Origin of the sequence: Patulibacter sp. NPDC049589 (assembly GCF_040675535.1) — a bacterium.
In the GTDB taxonomy this organism is placed as follows: domain Bacteria; phylum Actinomycetota; class Thermoleophilia; order Solirubrobacterales; family Solirubrobacteraceae; genus Patulibacter.
In genome coordinates this window covers 1-12597 of record NZ_JBFAPC010000013.1, presented here as the reverse complement: position 1 = coordinate 12597, position 12597 = coordinate 1, and the positions used below count along the sequence as shown (strand labels likewise).

The 12597-nt window shown below is 75.6% G+C and carries 20 protein-coding genes; 10 read left to right on the top strand and 10 right to left on the bottom strand.

Annotated elements, in window-relative coordinates; translation table 11 throughout:
- Nucleotides 1–43 precede the first annotated feature (43 nt).
- From AB0L40_RS04065 to AB0L40_RS04055, 3 genes are all read left to right on the top strand, one after another.
- On the top strand, nucleotides 44–595 hold the full coding sequence (locus AB0L40_RS04065) for a hypothetical protein (protein WP_364349555.1): 552 nt from the start codon (nucleotides 44–46) through the stop codon (nucleotides 593–595).
- A 154-nt stretch (nucleotides 596–749) separates the two neighbouring features.
- Entirely contained in the window at nucleotides 750–896 is a 147-nt protein-coding gene (locus AB0L40_RS04060) for a hypothetical protein (protein ID WP_364349552.1), read from the top strand.
- Between the two features lie 594 nt (nucleotides 897–1490).
- Complete coding sequence (locus AB0L40_RS04055) at nucleotides 1491–1784, top strand: hypothetical protein (RefSeq protein WP_364349549.1); 294 nt, start codon at nucleotides 1491–1493, stop codon at nucleotides 1782–1784.
- A 72-nt stretch (nucleotides 1785–1856) separates the two neighbouring features.
- Here the strand turns inward: AB0L40_RS04055 and AB0L40_RS04050 are convergent, their stop codons facing one another.
- The 5 genes from AB0L40_RS04050 to AB0L40_RS04030 all read right to left on the bottom strand — a co-directional run bounded on the left by AB0L40_RS04050 (nucleotide 1857) and on the right by AB0L40_RS04030 (nucleotide 5344).
- A complete protein-coding gene (locus AB0L40_RS04050) occupies nucleotides 1857–2321 on the bottom strand; it encodes a hypothetical protein (protein ID WP_364349547.1) in 465 nt (154 codons plus the stop codon).
- An 85-nt stretch (nucleotides 2322–2406) separates the two neighbouring features.
- Nucleotides 2407–3267, bottom strand: coding sequence for a hypothetical protein (locus tag AB0L40_RS04045; RefSeq protein ID WP_364349544.1), 861 nt, complete (start codon nucleotides 3265–3267; stop codon nucleotides 2407–2409).
- Entirely contained in the window at nucleotides 3264–3848 is a 585-nt protein-coding gene (locus AB0L40_RS04040) for a sigma-70 family RNA polymerase sigma factor (RefSeq protein ID WP_364349541.1), read from the bottom strand. The genes AB0L40_RS04045 and AB0L40_RS04040 overlap by 4 nt, the downstream gene beginning before the upstream one ends.
- A 70-nt stretch (nucleotides 3849–3918) precedes the next feature.
- Complete coding sequence (locus AB0L40_RS04035) at nucleotides 3919–4791, bottom strand: hypothetical protein (protein ID WP_364349538.1); 873 nt, start codon at nucleotides 4789–4791, stop codon at nucleotides 3919–3921.
- Nucleotides 4784–5344: an RNA polymerase sigma factor gene (locus tag AB0L40_RS04030; protein ID WP_364349535.1), complete on the bottom strand. Its 561-nt coding sequence runs from the start codon at nucleotides 5342–5344 to the stop codon at nucleotides 4784–4786. The genes AB0L40_RS04035 and AB0L40_RS04030 overlap by 8 nt, the downstream gene beginning before the upstream one ends.
- A 106-nt stretch (nucleotides 5345–5450) precedes the next feature.
- Between AB0L40_RS04030 and AB0L40_RS04025 the strand changes: the two genes are divergently transcribed.
- Nucleotides 5451–5813 (top strand): hypothetical protein, encoded by a 363-nt coding sequence (locus AB0L40_RS04025; protein WP_364349532.1) that lies wholly within the window; start codon nucleotides 5451–5453, stop codon nucleotides 5811–5813.
- Nucleotides 5810–6379 carry an AAA family ATPase gene (locus AB0L40_RS04020; protein ID WP_364349529.1) on the top strand — a complete coding sequence of 190 codons (570 nt, stop codon included), beginning with the start codon at nucleotides 5810–5812 and terminating at the stop codon, nucleotides 6377–6379. Before AB0L40_RS04025 ends, AB0L40_RS04020 begins: the two co-directional genes overlap by 4 nt.
- A gap of 16 nt (nucleotides 6380–6395) precedes the next feature.
- Here the strand turns inward: AB0L40_RS04020 and AB0L40_RS04015 are convergent, their stop codons facing one another.
- Entirely contained in the window at nucleotides 6396–7199 is an 804-nt protein-coding gene (locus tag AB0L40_RS04015; protein ID WP_364349526.1) for a hypothetical protein, read from the bottom strand.
- Nucleotides 7196–7762 (bottom strand): RNA polymerase sigma factor, encoded by a 567-nt coding sequence (locus tag AB0L40_RS04010; protein ID WP_364349524.1) that lies wholly within the window; start codon nucleotides 7760–7762, stop codon nucleotides 7196–7198. The genes AB0L40_RS04015 and AB0L40_RS04010 overlap by 4 nt, the downstream gene beginning before the upstream one ends.
- Nucleotides 7763–7928: 166 nt before the next feature.
- On the opposite strand from AB0L40_RS04010, the gene AB0L40_RS04005 reads away from it, so the two are divergent.
- Nucleotides 7929–8837: a hypothetical protein gene (locus tag AB0L40_RS04005; protein ID WP_364349521.1), complete on the top strand. Its 909-nt coding sequence runs from the start codon at nucleotides 7929–7931 to the stop codon at nucleotides 8835–8837.
- Nucleotides 8838–9092: 255 nt separating this feature from the next.
- Here AB0L40_RS04005 and AB0L40_RS04000 read toward each other — a convergent pair whose 3' ends face one another.
- The 3 genes from AB0L40_RS04000 to AB0L40_RS03990 all read right to left on the bottom strand — a co-directional run bounded on the left by AB0L40_RS04000 (nucleotide 9093) and on the right by AB0L40_RS03990 (nucleotide 10905).
- On the bottom strand, nucleotides 9093–9710 hold the full coding sequence (locus AB0L40_RS04000; protein ID WP_364349518.1) for a GNAT family N-acetyltransferase: 618 nt from the start codon (nucleotides 9708–9710) through the stop codon (nucleotides 9093–9095).
- A gap of 56 nt (nucleotides 9711–9766) precedes the next feature.
- Entirely contained in the window at nucleotides 9767–10333 is a 567-nt protein-coding gene (locus tag AB0L40_RS03995) for a dihydrofolate reductase family protein (protein WP_364349515.1), read from the bottom strand.
- A gap of 95 nt (nucleotides 10334–10428) precedes the next feature.
- Nucleotides 10429–10905, bottom strand: coding sequence for a TetR family transcriptional regulator C-terminal domain-containing protein (locus tag AB0L40_RS03990; protein WP_364349512.1), 477 nt, complete (start codon nucleotides 10903–10905; stop codon nucleotides 10429–10431).
- On the opposite strand from AB0L40_RS03990, the gene AB0L40_RS03985 reads away from it, so the two are divergent.
- The 4 genes from AB0L40_RS03985 to AB0L40_RS03970 all read left to right on the top strand — a co-directional run.
- Nucleotides 10802–11227: an alpha/beta fold hydrolase gene (locus AB0L40_RS03985; protein ID WP_364349692.1), complete on the top strand. Its 426-nt coding sequence runs from the start codon at nucleotides 10802–10804 to the stop codon at nucleotides 11225–11227. The two genes, AB0L40_RS03990 and AB0L40_RS03985, sit on opposite strands and share 104 nt — an antisense overlap.
- Nucleotides 11173–11400 carry an alpha/beta hydrolase gene (locus AB0L40_RS03980; protein WP_364349509.1) on the top strand — a complete coding sequence of 76 codons (228 nt, stop codon included), beginning with the start codon at nucleotides 11173–11175 and terminating at the stop codon, nucleotides 11398–11400. Before AB0L40_RS03985 ends, AB0L40_RS03980 begins: the two co-directional genes overlap by 55 nt.
- A gap of 131 nt (nucleotides 11401–11531) precedes the next feature.
- On the top strand, nucleotides 11532–11999 hold the full coding sequence (locus AB0L40_RS03975) for an acyl-CoA thioesterase (RefSeq protein WP_364349506.1): 468 nt from the start codon (nucleotides 11532–11534) through the stop codon (nucleotides 11997–11999).
- A gap of 213 nt (nucleotides 12000–12212) precedes the next feature.
- The coding region (locus tag AB0L40_RS03970) for a hypothetical protein (protein ID WP_364349503.1) at nucleotides 12213–12597 on the top strand (385 nt) is incomplete at its 3' end.

Sequence of the window (12597 nt, the reverse complement as noted above, 5' to 3'; positions counted from 1 at the left end):
TCCTGCGCACAAGTCCTCCAGCCGGAGATGGGACGCTCGATCGATGCGTGTGCTGCGTGTCTTGCCCGCGTGGCTCCCGCCACTGGTGCTGCTGGTCGCTATCGGCTGGCTGTCGATCGCGTTCGAGGGCGTGGATCTGCGGTACGACGGCAGCGGCTACGGCCCCGGGTGCCCGAGCCTGCAGCCCGCGACGGACCGGGCGCTCGCGCGCGCCGGCGCTGGGCCGCTGGTTCTGCTCGTCGTCGCGATGGTCACGACCGCCGCCGCGCTGGGACGGCGCCGACGGTCCGCCACGCGCAGCCGGGCGCCCGGCGTGGTCCTCCTGGCGGCGGCGTCGCTCGGCGGCATCGCGGCGGTCCTCTTCTACGCTCCGTTCCGCGACGACTCCGTGATCTGGCTGTTCTGGTTCTTCCTCGGCCCCGGACTCGTGCTGATGCTCGGCGCAGCGGCGCTCGTGGCCGAGCGGGGCGCCGCGCTCCCCGGCACCTGGGGCGCGACGCTCGGCGCCTGGGCCGCCTGCGCCGTCTTCGTCCTGCTCGTCCCGTACGTCGTGGGCGGCCTCACGCAGACCACGACCCGCCCCATCTGCACGTGATCGGAGGACGGCGTGCACCTGGGTCGCGGTCCAGCGGACCTCGTCCGTGCCACCGCCCCGCGCGCGTCGACGCCGAGCACCGAGACGATCGCGAGCGCCGATGTGGCGCGGACGCCGTCTCGCTGCGGTTGACGCGCCCCGTAGGGTCCCGGCCGTGGATCGGTACCCGCACGCCCGCAGCACCGGCCCGGCCTGGGGCATCGCCGCCGGGTTCACGCTCGTGGTCGTCGCCGTCGTGGTGGGGATCCTGGCGGTGCGGTTCGTCGCCGGCCAGGTCGTCTCGGCCGAGGTGACCGCATGACGCGGCTCGCCACCGCGGACGTCCTGTTCGATCGTCGTGACGCGCAGGGGGCGCCCCGGACGGTTGCGCGAGGGGCTTGGAACGCTCCGGCGCGCAGCGCGGTCGCTCGACCGGACGCGGGTAGGTGATGGGGGCGTTCGATGCGGCTCGTGAGCTCGATCCGCTGAACGATGCCGGTGCAGCGGAGCTCGACCGGCGGATCCTCCACGGACCGCTCGAGGTCGTGTCGGTCGGAACGCTCGCCGGCCGGATCCGTCGGGACGAAGCGTCGGTCCGGCGCTTGGTCGGTCTCCCGGTGAGCGACGAGGCCCCGGACGTCGGCGCTGACCTCCCGGCCGACGATCCGGGGACGCTGGTCCTGGAGCTGGCTGCTGCGCCCGGCGTCCTCCGAGCGCGGCTCCTGCACGTGCTCGCCGTCATCGGTCCGCCGCCGCACAAGGTCTCGATACGTCTGGTCCTCGAGCACGTCACGGACGAGGCCGAATCGCTCCGACGCCGAGGACGCGCTGATGCACCTGGCGGGGGTTGCGGTCGCGCGCGAGTCGCTGCTCGGGATCCGCGCGAGCCGGCCCCGAGGCCCGGGAACGCGCGACGGTGGCCGCGGGGGAGACCCGGATCGGGCGCCGGGACGTCGTGGCCGGTGGGGTCGGGACGATCGTCTCGCTCGTCCACGCCGGTCCCGACCCTGCGGAGCAGTTCGGCGACACGCGGATCGTCCGCGTCGTCGATCAGCGCACCACGCCTTCGGGGGACCGGAACGCCCTGCTCCAGGCCGTCGACGACCTCACGCTTCGCGCCCGCATCACGAACGACCAGATCGACGCGCTGGCCGGCGATCGGTCGCGGGTCCGGGCGCTGGGGACGGCGGTGGATCCGAATCGCGCGTGACCGTCGGACGGTCTCGAGATCCCACGAGTACAGGACCAGGACCCGGCGGACCTGAGCCGTCCGTCGCCGGTCCTACAGCGCCCCCTGGGGCGGCTGCTGCGGCGCGAAGCGCACGGTGACGAGGTCGTCGGCCTCGCCGAGGGGCTCGAGGATGCAGGCCGTGGCGCGCCGGAGGTGCCTCGGCAGCGCGATCGAGACCGTCCGCCCGGTCGCCCGCGGGAACGCCGCCCGGGTGTGGGTGGACGCGAGCTCGGAGAGCTTGCGCCCGCTCTTGGCGCAGGCCGCCGTGAGGGTGTGTCCGAGGATCCGACGCCGGATCCGCCTCGGCGCGTCACGCGTGACCGTGACGGTGAGCTTCGCGCCCCGCAGCGTCCAGTCGATACCGCCGACGGTCCTGCTCAACGCGTGGACGCCGTCGTTGCGGACGGTCAGCGGCGGCTTCCCGTCGTCGGCGACGGCCGACGGCGATAGCGCACCCGACGCACCGACGACGGGAACGGCGCACACGAGCAGGAGGACGGGTCTCGGGACAGACACCGCCCGAGTCTAGGACCCGGGAACGCCGGCTGCTCCCGGATCGCGGGCGGTCTCGCGACGACCGAGCCGCCCGCACCCCGCGGGGCTACTTGACGTCGAGCCTGCGGACGGTCGGCGTGGCGGAGCCGGGGGTGACCGAGAGGTCCTGGGACACCCGGCGGCCCGTCGGCGCGGTCCAGGACAGGGTCTCGAGGCGATCGGCGCCGGGGATCGAGGCGATCGCGACGTTGTCCTGGACCGACGGGGTGGCGGTGCGGCCGCCGTCCGCGGTGACGGACAGGTCGCGGACGTCGTCGGGGACCACGGCCGTCAGCCAGACGCGGCCGGCGTCGCGACCGCTGATCGACGGGAGCGACACGTCGGAGGCGGACCGGGAGAAGCACGCCACCGCGGGTGGGTCGGTCGCCCGGGGGACCTCCGTCAGCGGCGGTAGCGACCGCTCGGTGTCCGCGCGGGCGCCGCCGCGGGCCGAGGGGGTCCGCGGCCCGGCGGTCCCGAGGCAGATCCGCGTGTCGTCGAGCGCGATGTCGACGCTGATCCCGTCGCGGGTGACCGTGGTGCCCCGGACGGTGCCGCTCCCGGCCAGGGCACGCTCGGGCGCCGTCGCGCCAGCCGGAGCGCCCGACTGCGAAGCGAGGTCGTCGAGGGCGTGCAGGAGCACGCCGAGGGTGCGTGCCGCCGGCGCGTCGCTCGTCGCGGAGCCGTCGAGGCCGGAGAAGGGCCCGCTGCTGGTCACCGCGGCCGTCGCGGTGCCGGCGACCGCCAGCCCGGCGACCAGCAGGGCGAGGGTGCGTGCCGCGGGCCGCCGGCGCCGGGAGGACGTCGCCCGCTCAGCGGGTGCGTGGTGCTGCGCGCGCCGGACGGCGTCGTAGGCGGCGGGCGGCGGGGTCGCATCGCGGAGGTGCTCGAAGGAGGCGGCCAGCAGGTCGTCGGTGTCGGTGGTCATCGGTCGGCCTTCGAGGTGGCGGTGGTCGCGAGCCGGTCGCGGAGGGTGGCGGTGGCGCGGGAGAGCAGGGACCGGGCGGTCCCGGTCCGGCACCCCAGCGCGTGGGCGATCTGGCGGTCGCTGAGGTCGTGGACGTGGCGGAGCGTCATCGCCGCACGCTGCCGGTCGGGCAGGATCGCGAGCAGCTCGAGCGCCGAGTCGTACGGGTCGTCGTCCCGGTGGCTCTGCGGCGCAGCGGACGCGAAGCCGTCCTCGGCGGCCCGTCGGCGGCGGGTCCTGCGGTGCTGGTCGATCGCGGCACGGACCGTGGTGCGGTGCAGCCACGCCCCGAGGGCCTCGGGATCGCGGAGGTCCTTCGCGCGCTGCAGGGCCTTGATGGCGACGTCCTGGGCGATGTCCGACGCCAGCTGCGGGTCGCGGGTGACGCCGAGCGCCGTCCGGTAGGCGACCTCGAGCGCGCGTTCCGCGAGCGACGCGGTCGCGAGGCCGGCCCGCACGTCGTCGGCGGCGGAGACGGACGACCGCCGCGCGGCGGCGGCACCGAGGTCCGGCGGCCCGTTGGAGGTGGTGAGCTGGTGCATGTACGAGAGAGACGCCCGACGGGCGTCGAAACGCTGCACCGAGTCTCCAGCGTGTGGCCGCCGCGCCGGTCTACCGCCCCGGATCCGGGCGCCGCGCGGCGTCGAGGTCCCCGAGCGTGTCGAAGCAGCGGACCTCGCTCCGGTCCTGGTCACAGACCAGGCCACGGCGGGCGGCCTCCGCCGGGGCGATCGTTCCGCCGCGGTAGACGAAGGACCCGGGCATCGCGACGGCCGGGGCGAACCCCGCGAGCGCCCCCTGGGCCCGCGCCTCCTCCCGCGAGGTCGCGGGCCTCGTCGGCGTCGCCCGGCTGCCGATCCGCGCGATCTCGGCGCCCTCGGCGTCCAGGCCGACGACCTCGATCCGCCCCCGGTTCGGCACGACGACCCGGAAGTACCGGCCGGGCAGCCCGCGCTTGACGGTCGTCCGGCCGTCGGTGTGGGCGGTGCCCGCGCCGAGGACGCTGACGGTGCGGACGTCGTCGGCGACGAGCCCGTAGATCACGCGTTCGCGCGACGCGTCGCCGGCGTCGGCGATCACGACGCCGAAGCGTCGGTCCCTGGTGGGCCGGTCCCCGCACCCGTAGGCGACGCCACCGCCGTGCCGCTCGGCCAGCTGCAGGCAGATCGATCCGGCCCGCTCCGGCTCGCCGGCGACCGCCGCGGGCGGCGAGGTCCGGTCGATGACGTAGTCGCGACCGGGCGTCGTCCCCTCGTCGAGGTGCAGGACCCCGGACGCCGCGGCGCCGCCGCCGGCGAGGACCACGACGCCGGCCCCGATCCCGAGGATCCACCGTCCCCGGGGTGTCCGCGCGCGAGTCCGGCGGCGCTCGAACGCGCGGCGCGCGCCGGCCTCCACGCGCCCGGCCGCGAGCGGGTCGAGGCCGACGTCGGCGATCGCTCGGAGGTCGTGGAGCGGGATGTGCAGCTCGTCGTGCTCAGGCATGGGTCTCTCCGGTCAGGGCTCGCGCGTCGTGCGGTCTCGGCTCGGCCCCGAGACCGTCGTCGAGCCGCTTCCGGGACCGCGCGATCCTGGAGCGCACGGTGCCGACGGGGATCCCCAGCGCCAGCGCCGTCTCCTCGTACGTCAGCTCTCCCCACGCGACGAGGAGCAACGTCTCGCGGTCCGCGGGCGGGAGTCCGCGCAGCGCGCGGGCGAGCCGGGGATCCAGCGCCTCGCGCTCGGGTGCGTCCGGCGACGCTGCGGGCGGGTCCGCGAGGAGGCGCTCGACCGTCCGCAGCCGGCGCGTCTCGGCACGTCGCTGCTCGCGGATGACGTTGGCGGCGATCCCGTAGAGCCACGGCAGCGCCGAGAGCGACGCCGACGACTGCTCGTAGGTCGCGAGTCCGCGCAGCGCCCGGACGAAGACCTCCGCGGCGGCGTCCTCGGCCGGCGCGTCGCCCAGCCGGCGTCGCAGGTATCGCGTGATCGTCGGGAGGTGCTCCCGGTAGAGGTCGGCGAACGCCGGATGCAGGTCGTCCCGGTCGTCAGGCAGCACCTGGTGAGGTCTCGTCGGCGGCATACACCTCCCTTATGCATTCCAGCACGAAGGAGTTCGCGCAGATCGGCCCGAAACGGCTGTAGCGGACTGCTACAGTCGATCCATGGCGACGATGCCGACGCGGATCGACGGGGACCTGTTCGAGGCGGCGAAGGCCGCCGGACAGGTCCACAGCCGCAGCGCGGCGCAGCAGCTCGACCACTGGGCGCGCATCGGGCGGGAGCTCGAGGCGTCGCCGGCGGTGACGCACGACGCGATCGAGCGGGTGCTCACGGGCCGTGCGGCGTACGACGACGCCGACGACCGGACCCAGGCCGTGGTGCGCGCGGCGTGGGACGAGGAGATCGCCGGGCGGATCGCCGGGCTGGATCTGACCGAGCGCCTGCGGGCGACGGGCCTGCAGTGGGCCGAGGCCGACGACGACGGTGAGGTCGTCGTCCGCGGACCCGGTGCGCCCTCGGCGTGAGCACGCCGGTCCTGCACGTCCTCGCAGGGCCGAACGGGGCGGGCAAGTCGACCTTCGTCGCGGAGGTCCTGCGGCCCGTGACGCGGCTGCCGTTCGTCAACGCGGACGAGATCGCGAAGGTGCGCTGGCCCGGCCACGAGGCCGAGCACGCGTACGAGGCCTCGGCGGCCGCCGCGAGCGAGCGGGCCGAGCTGCTCGGGCAGCGGCGATCGTTCATCACCGAGACCGTCTTCAGCCACCCCAGCAAGGTCGACCTGGTCCGGCAGGGCGTCGCCGCCGGCTATCTCGTCGCGCTCCACGTCGTCCTGGTTCCGGTCGGGGTCACCGTGCGGCGCGTCGACCACCGTGTCGCCCGGGGCGGGCACGCGGTGCCGCCGGCGAAGATCCGGGAGCGCTACGACCGGCTCTGGCCGCTGGTGGTGGAGGCCCGGGCCGTCGCGGACCGCACGTCGTTCTACGACAACAGCCGCGCCGACGCGCCGTTCCGGCCGGTGGCCGGCTACGAGCGGGGGCGACTCGTCGGCACGGCGACGTGGCCGCGCTGGGCGCCGCCGGTCCTGATCTGACCGGCACGGATGCCGCTCAGTGCACCCGCTTGATCGGCCGTCCGTCGGCGTCGTTCCAGACGACCGAGCTCGGGAACTGCTCGGCCGCGAGCCCGACCTCGTACGTGAAGGCGTTGTCGTGGGTCGGGAACGTCCGCGGATCGGCGGAGCCGTACGTGACCGTGACCGACGCGACGCCGTCGGGGACGATGCCGCTGACGACGGACTCGCGGTCGCTGGGCCCGCTGGTCCCGAACGTCCCTCGGGCGATGAAGTCCCGGTAGGGGCTGGTGCCGCCGCCGCTCCGGCCGGCGACGCTCAACATCCAGGTCCGGACGGCGGGCCGGGCGGGGCAGTGCTCGGTCCGCGGCCGGGCCGGCACGTCGATCAGCGACGGGACGAGGAACTTCGGGTCGCCGTTCGCGTCCGGGCCGACGGTCCGCACGGCGGCGGAGGCCAGCTTCCCGGCGATCATGACGCGCGCGTACCGGCCGCCGGCGCGGTCCGCCGCCGTCTGCGGCCGGCGGAGCACCGCGAACGCGTCGGTCATGTCCTTCGGTGGTACGAGGTCGGTCGTGCCGTGGCCGGCCCGCAACCCGGGGTTCTGGACGCAGCGCGGGGCGGACGCAGACACCCGCGTCGCGACCGTGGTCCGGGCCGGGGGCAGCGGCGGGACGTCGGGGCGCCACAGGGTGCTGATCGCCGCGGTGGCCGGAGCGGCGGCGAGCAGGACGACCAGGAACCCGAGGAGCGCGGGACGACGACGCCACCACGGCCGGTGCCGCCGACGGGCGGCGCGGACGAGACCGGCACGGAGGTCCTGGAGCGGATCGTGGCTCATGCGTGGTCTCCCTGCAGGACGTCGCGGAGGCGGCGGAGCCCGCGGCTGACGCGTTGGCGGACGAGGTGCTCGGAGCACCGCATGTCGGTGGCGATGTCCGCGTAGTCGCGGTCGTCGACGATGCGCGCCCACACCGCCTGACGGTGGTCGTCGGGGAGCTCGGCGAGTGCGAGCAGCAGCGGGTCGTCGCCGCTGTCCGCGCGGTCGTCGATCGCGGCGATCCCGAGGTCGGTGACGGACAGGCGGGGCACGTGCATACGGCGGCGCGCGTCGTCGCCGATGCGGCCGCGGCGGGCGCTGCTGGCGAGGACGTGGTGCCCGATCCCGTAGAGCCAGGCCGCGGCCGGCTCCGGCCCGGGCGCGTAGCGCTCGAGGCTCTCGAGGGCGGCGGCGAACGTCTCGGCGACGAGGTCCAGTGCGAGGTCGGTCTGCAGGCCCCGGCGCCGGAAGTGCCGGAGCAGGCCGTCGGCGTGGCGGTCGTAGAAGGCCCCGAACGCGTCGGGGTCGGTCCGGGCGGCGACGAGCAGCTCGCGGTCGTCGCGGGAGAGGGGTCTGGGAGCCACCACGCCCCTTCTATGGAACCAGCCATCGCGCTTGTGACAGCGTCGACCGACGACCGGGTCTCGCGGGGCGACGACGAGGTCCGAGGGATCCGTCTTGGCGAGCGCTGTCGCGGGGTACCGGGACGCGCGTGCTCCCGCCTCGCGTCCGCCTCCGAGGGCGATACCCGTGACCCGGGCCTCCTCATCCGTCCGGTCCGCCGCCGCGGCCGCGGTCGCCCTGTCGATCGCGCTCGGCGCCACGGCCCCCGCCGGCGCGGTCCCGGCCCCGGCGCCGCCGGTGGTCCCGGGCTCCGGTCGCGGGGACCCGGCCCGGGACGCCCCGCGGGACCAGCGGATCGGCCGCGTCACCGCCGCGCTCGACACCAGGACGGGGGTCTGGACGACCACGACGCGCTTCGCCGGTCGACGAACCGCCGCCAACGACGCGGAGCTGACGCTCGGCCTCGGCTTCTACGGCGACCTCGTCTTCGCGGCCGTCCCGACGATCACCGTCCGCACGGCGCCGGGCGCGGCCGCCCCGGTCTACCGAAGGGTGACGCCGCCCCAGGAGCCAGCGACCGCCCCGACGGTCGAGCCGTCACCGATCGTCCCGACCGCCCGCTACAACCGGTCCGGCACGACGTTGACGGTGTCGGTCCGCGACCCGTCCCTGGCCGGCCGTCCGCGGCCGGAGCGGGTCGACGGCTCGCTCCGGCCGGTCGGGGACCCGGCCCGGGAGCTCGGCGGGTTCACCGCATCCATGGGTCTGCCGGCCCCGCGGGCCACGATCGATCCCGCCGACGACCGGATCGTCGTGAACCACTCGGGACGCTTCTCGCTGCGGCTCCGGCCGCTCACGTCGGCCGCGCAGCAGCAGATCATCCTGTTCCTGCCCGGCGGCTACACCCTGGCGTCGACGTCCCTGCCGGCCGGGGCGTTCCGGCACCGCGCGGTCAACGTGCGGGTCGAGGCGGACCGGCTCTACCGGCTGCAGCCCGGCGGCAACCCGCACCGCGCGCTCCTGCGGATCGTGACGTACCAGCGCTTCGGCGTGAGCTCGGTCAGCGCCCGCCACGTCACGATTCGGCGGCGGTGAGGACCGCGGCGCGCCCGGCAGGTTCCCCGCCGCCCTTCTGTGTCTCAGGATGGGTTGGCCGGTGTGGTTGCCGGTGGGAGGCTTCTCCTCTTCGGTCAGGAGGCTCCCAGGGTCCTGCGGGACCGGGTCGCCCATAGAGCACGACACCACCGACCACGGCCCCGCGCACGGGCACGGCGACGGCCTGCACGAGGACCTCGCCGGGCTCGCCTCGCGGCGGGACGCGCTGAGGATCTTCGGCGCCGTCGGCGGGACCTACCTGGGCGGGTCCGTGATGTGGCTGGTGCGTCGGCGGACGGGTGGCGGGTCGTCGGCGGACGCCTGAGCCGTTCCGCGGCCGGCCGGCTCAGCCGGCCCCGCCCCGAGGTCCTTCTCGAACCAGTGCGCCGCGAGCGGGTTGCCGTTGTAGTCGTCGATCTCGCGGTAGCCCGACGTGCGGTAGATGTGCCGGGCGTCGGGCTGCTTCGGCCCGGTGTCCAGCCGGACGAGGCGGTGGCCGAGGTCCGTCGCGGCGCGCTCGAGGGCGGCCAGCAGCGCGCGGGCGACGCCGTGGCCGCGACCCGCGGGGCGCACGTACATCCGCTTGATCTCGGCCGTCGGGCCGTCCAGGTGGTCGTGACCGAGCAGGCGCTTGCAGCCGCCGCAGCCGACGGGCTCGTCGCCCAGCCGGGCGACGAGGAAGGTGCCGTAGGGCGCGGCGAGCTCGTCGGGCGTCGCCGTCGGGCCCAACGGGGCCGACGGATCGAGCGGCCCGTAGCGGCCCTCCAGCTCGGCGCGGAACTCGCGCAGCAGCGTCGCGCCGGGCTCGGTGTCGGCCCGCTCGACGGTGAACCGCAGCTCGGTGTCCGGGTGCGGTGGCGGGGTCCCGGTCATGCGCCGATGATAGGCGGCGCGCCAAGCGCCCCGGCCTCGCCGCCGGGGCCCGTGGATCAGCGGACGACGTCGAAGACCTGCTTCTGGACGCCGTTGGCGTAGGCCTCGTGCTCGACGAGGGTCAGCTTCGTCGTGTCCTTGTCGACCGCGCTGAAGAGGCGCTTGCCGGCGCCGAGGAGCACCGGGAAGACGAGCAGGTGGTAGCGGTCGACGAGGCCGGCGTCGGCCAGCGCGATGCCGAGCTCGGCGCTGCCGTGGATCAGCAACGGCGCGCCGTCCTGCTCCTTCAGCGCGGCGACGTCGTCGACGGACCGGAGGATCGTCGCGGGCCAGCGCTCGTCGTCCTGCTCGAGCGTCGTCGAGACGACGTAGCGGGGCAGCGCGCTGTAGCGCGCGAAGTCGTCCATCGTCGGCCAGACCGGCGCGAAGGCCTCGTAGCTCCGGCGGCCGAGGAGCAGCCCGCCGGCCTCCTCCTGCTCGCGGCCCTTGAGCTCGTAGGCCGCGGCGTCGAACGGGACGTCCTTGAAGGTCCAGCCCTCGTTGCGGTAGCCCTCCTCGCCGCCGGGGGCCTCCATGACGCCGTCGGCGGAGACGAAGGCGGTGACGATGATCCTGGTGCTCATGTGGGGCTCCTGGGGTGGTGTTCGGCGGGCCGCGCCGGCGGGAGGATGCTCGCCACCTAGACGGACGGCTCCCGCGAAACTCATCGGCGGCACGGTCAGCCGTGGATCTCGGCGTCGACCAGCGCCCGAGCCGCCCGGCCCGCGAGCCGCATCGGATCGGGACTGCGGGCGACGCGGCCGAGCAGCAGCGCGCCCTCGACGTTCGCCACGACGATCGTCGCCAGCTCGGCCGCCCGCGCGGGGGAGACCCCGGCGTCCGCGAACGCCGCCGACCAGGCCGCCTCCCACCCCGCGAAGGCCGTCCCGCACGCCTCCGCCACCGGTCCCGGGACGGCCGACGTCTCCAGCGCCACGGTCCCGACCGGGCAGCCCTCGGTCCAGTCGCTGGCCGCCAGCACCTCGCCGGCGAGCGCGAAGTAGCGCTCGACCGCCTCGCCCGGCGACGACGACACGGCGAGGCAGTGGTCGATCGCGGTTCGGACCCGCAGGGCCCCGAACCCGACCGCCTCGGCGCCGGACCTGCCGGGCTTCTGGCGCTCCGGGCGTCCGGACGTCGCCGACTTCGACCTCACCGTCGACGCCTACGTCCGCTGGTTCGGGGAGCTCGTCGACGCCCTCGGGCTGACGTCCTACCGGCTCGTCGTCCACGACTTCGGCAGCGTCGCGCTCGCCGCCGCGGCGCTGCGGCCGGAGCAGGTCCGGTCGGTCGTCGCGATCGACGTCGTGCCGCTCTCGGCCTCCGCCCGCTCGACCCCGGCCTCCTGGACCGCATCGGCCGCGACCTCGACGGCGGCACCAAGCGGGCGATCATGCGCCTCTACCGCTCCGCGGACCCCGAGGTGCTCGGAGGGCACGGCGAGGCCCTGGGGTCGCTGCGCTGCCCGTCGCTCGTGATCTGGGGGACGCAGGACCCGTACGTCGGGATCGCCGAGATGGACGTGCTCGCCGCGGCCGTCGGCGGCCCGACCCGCACGCTGCCGGTGGAGGGCGGACACTGGCCGATGTCCGACACCGACGAGGCGTTCGACGCGACGGTCGCGTTCCTCGTCGACCCGGACGCCGCGTAGCCGCGAGGTGGCGGTCGCCGCCCGAGGCCGCCGGGACGGCGCCCGGGTCGCCCGGGCGGCGGCGCACCGCCGGCCAGGCGCGCTCCCTCTGCGAGCCGACCGCGTGCCGTCCGGGGTGGGACCCTGTCGGCATGCACGCGACCCTGGTGGAGTGGATGGGACCGGAGGACGCCAACAACGGCGGCTTCGTCCACGGCGGGACGATCATGAAGCTCTGCGACGAGGCCGCCGGACTCGCCGCCGTCCGGCACAGTCGCGTCCGCTGCGTGACCGCGGGGATGGACCGGATGACGTTCAACTCCCGCGTCGACGTGGGGGAGGTCGTGACCCTCCAGGCCACGGTCAACGCCGTCTGGCGGACCTCCCTGGAGGTCGGCGTCAAGGTCACCGCCGAGAACCTCCAGACCGGCGAGACGCGCCACACCTCGACCGCCTACCTGACGATGGTCGCCGTCACGGCCGAGGGCCGGCCGGTGCAGGTCCCGCCGCTGGAGATCGCCGACGACGACGTGCAGGCCCAGCGACGTCAGCGCGAGGCCCAGGTGCGGCGGACTAACCGCCTCGACGAGCGGGCAGCCTTCCACCCCGAGGGGTCCTGAGGCGCCGGACGGATCGCCGCGGTCGCGACCCGGGGCGCAGCGCCGGGCGGGCGGAGCGCCGGTGCTCGCGCGTCGTTCCGCGGCGAGGCCCGCACCGGCCGGCGCGGTGGCCGTCCCGTGCAGCGCCCGGCCCGATCGCCTCGGCTCCCCGCTACGGTCGTCGCACGACGTCGCGTCGGCTCCCGCGCGACCCACCGACCAGGCGAGCGCCCCATGGACCCCCGTGTCTCCTCCTACCTCGACCACGCGCGCCGGGTGCTCGCCACCGGGCGCCGCGACGACGCCGCGGGGCTCGAGCGCCAGGCGCTCCTGATCGTCGAGCAGCTCCCCGACGGCCGGGAGGAGCGCGCCGCGGTGCTCACCCTCCGGGCCACGCGGCTGAACGCGTCGGCCGACTACGCGGGCGCCCTCGCGGCGACCCTCGAGGCGCTCGCGCTGACCGTCGATCCCGCGGCGGCGACCACCCTGCGCCTGGAGGAGGGGCGACTGCGCCTGGCGACGGATGCCGGCGCCGGGCGTCCTGGGCGGCCTCCTGGCGGTCGCGCTCGGCGCGGGCCAGCACGTAGGACGCGTAGCCGCCGTCGTACTGGTGGACGGT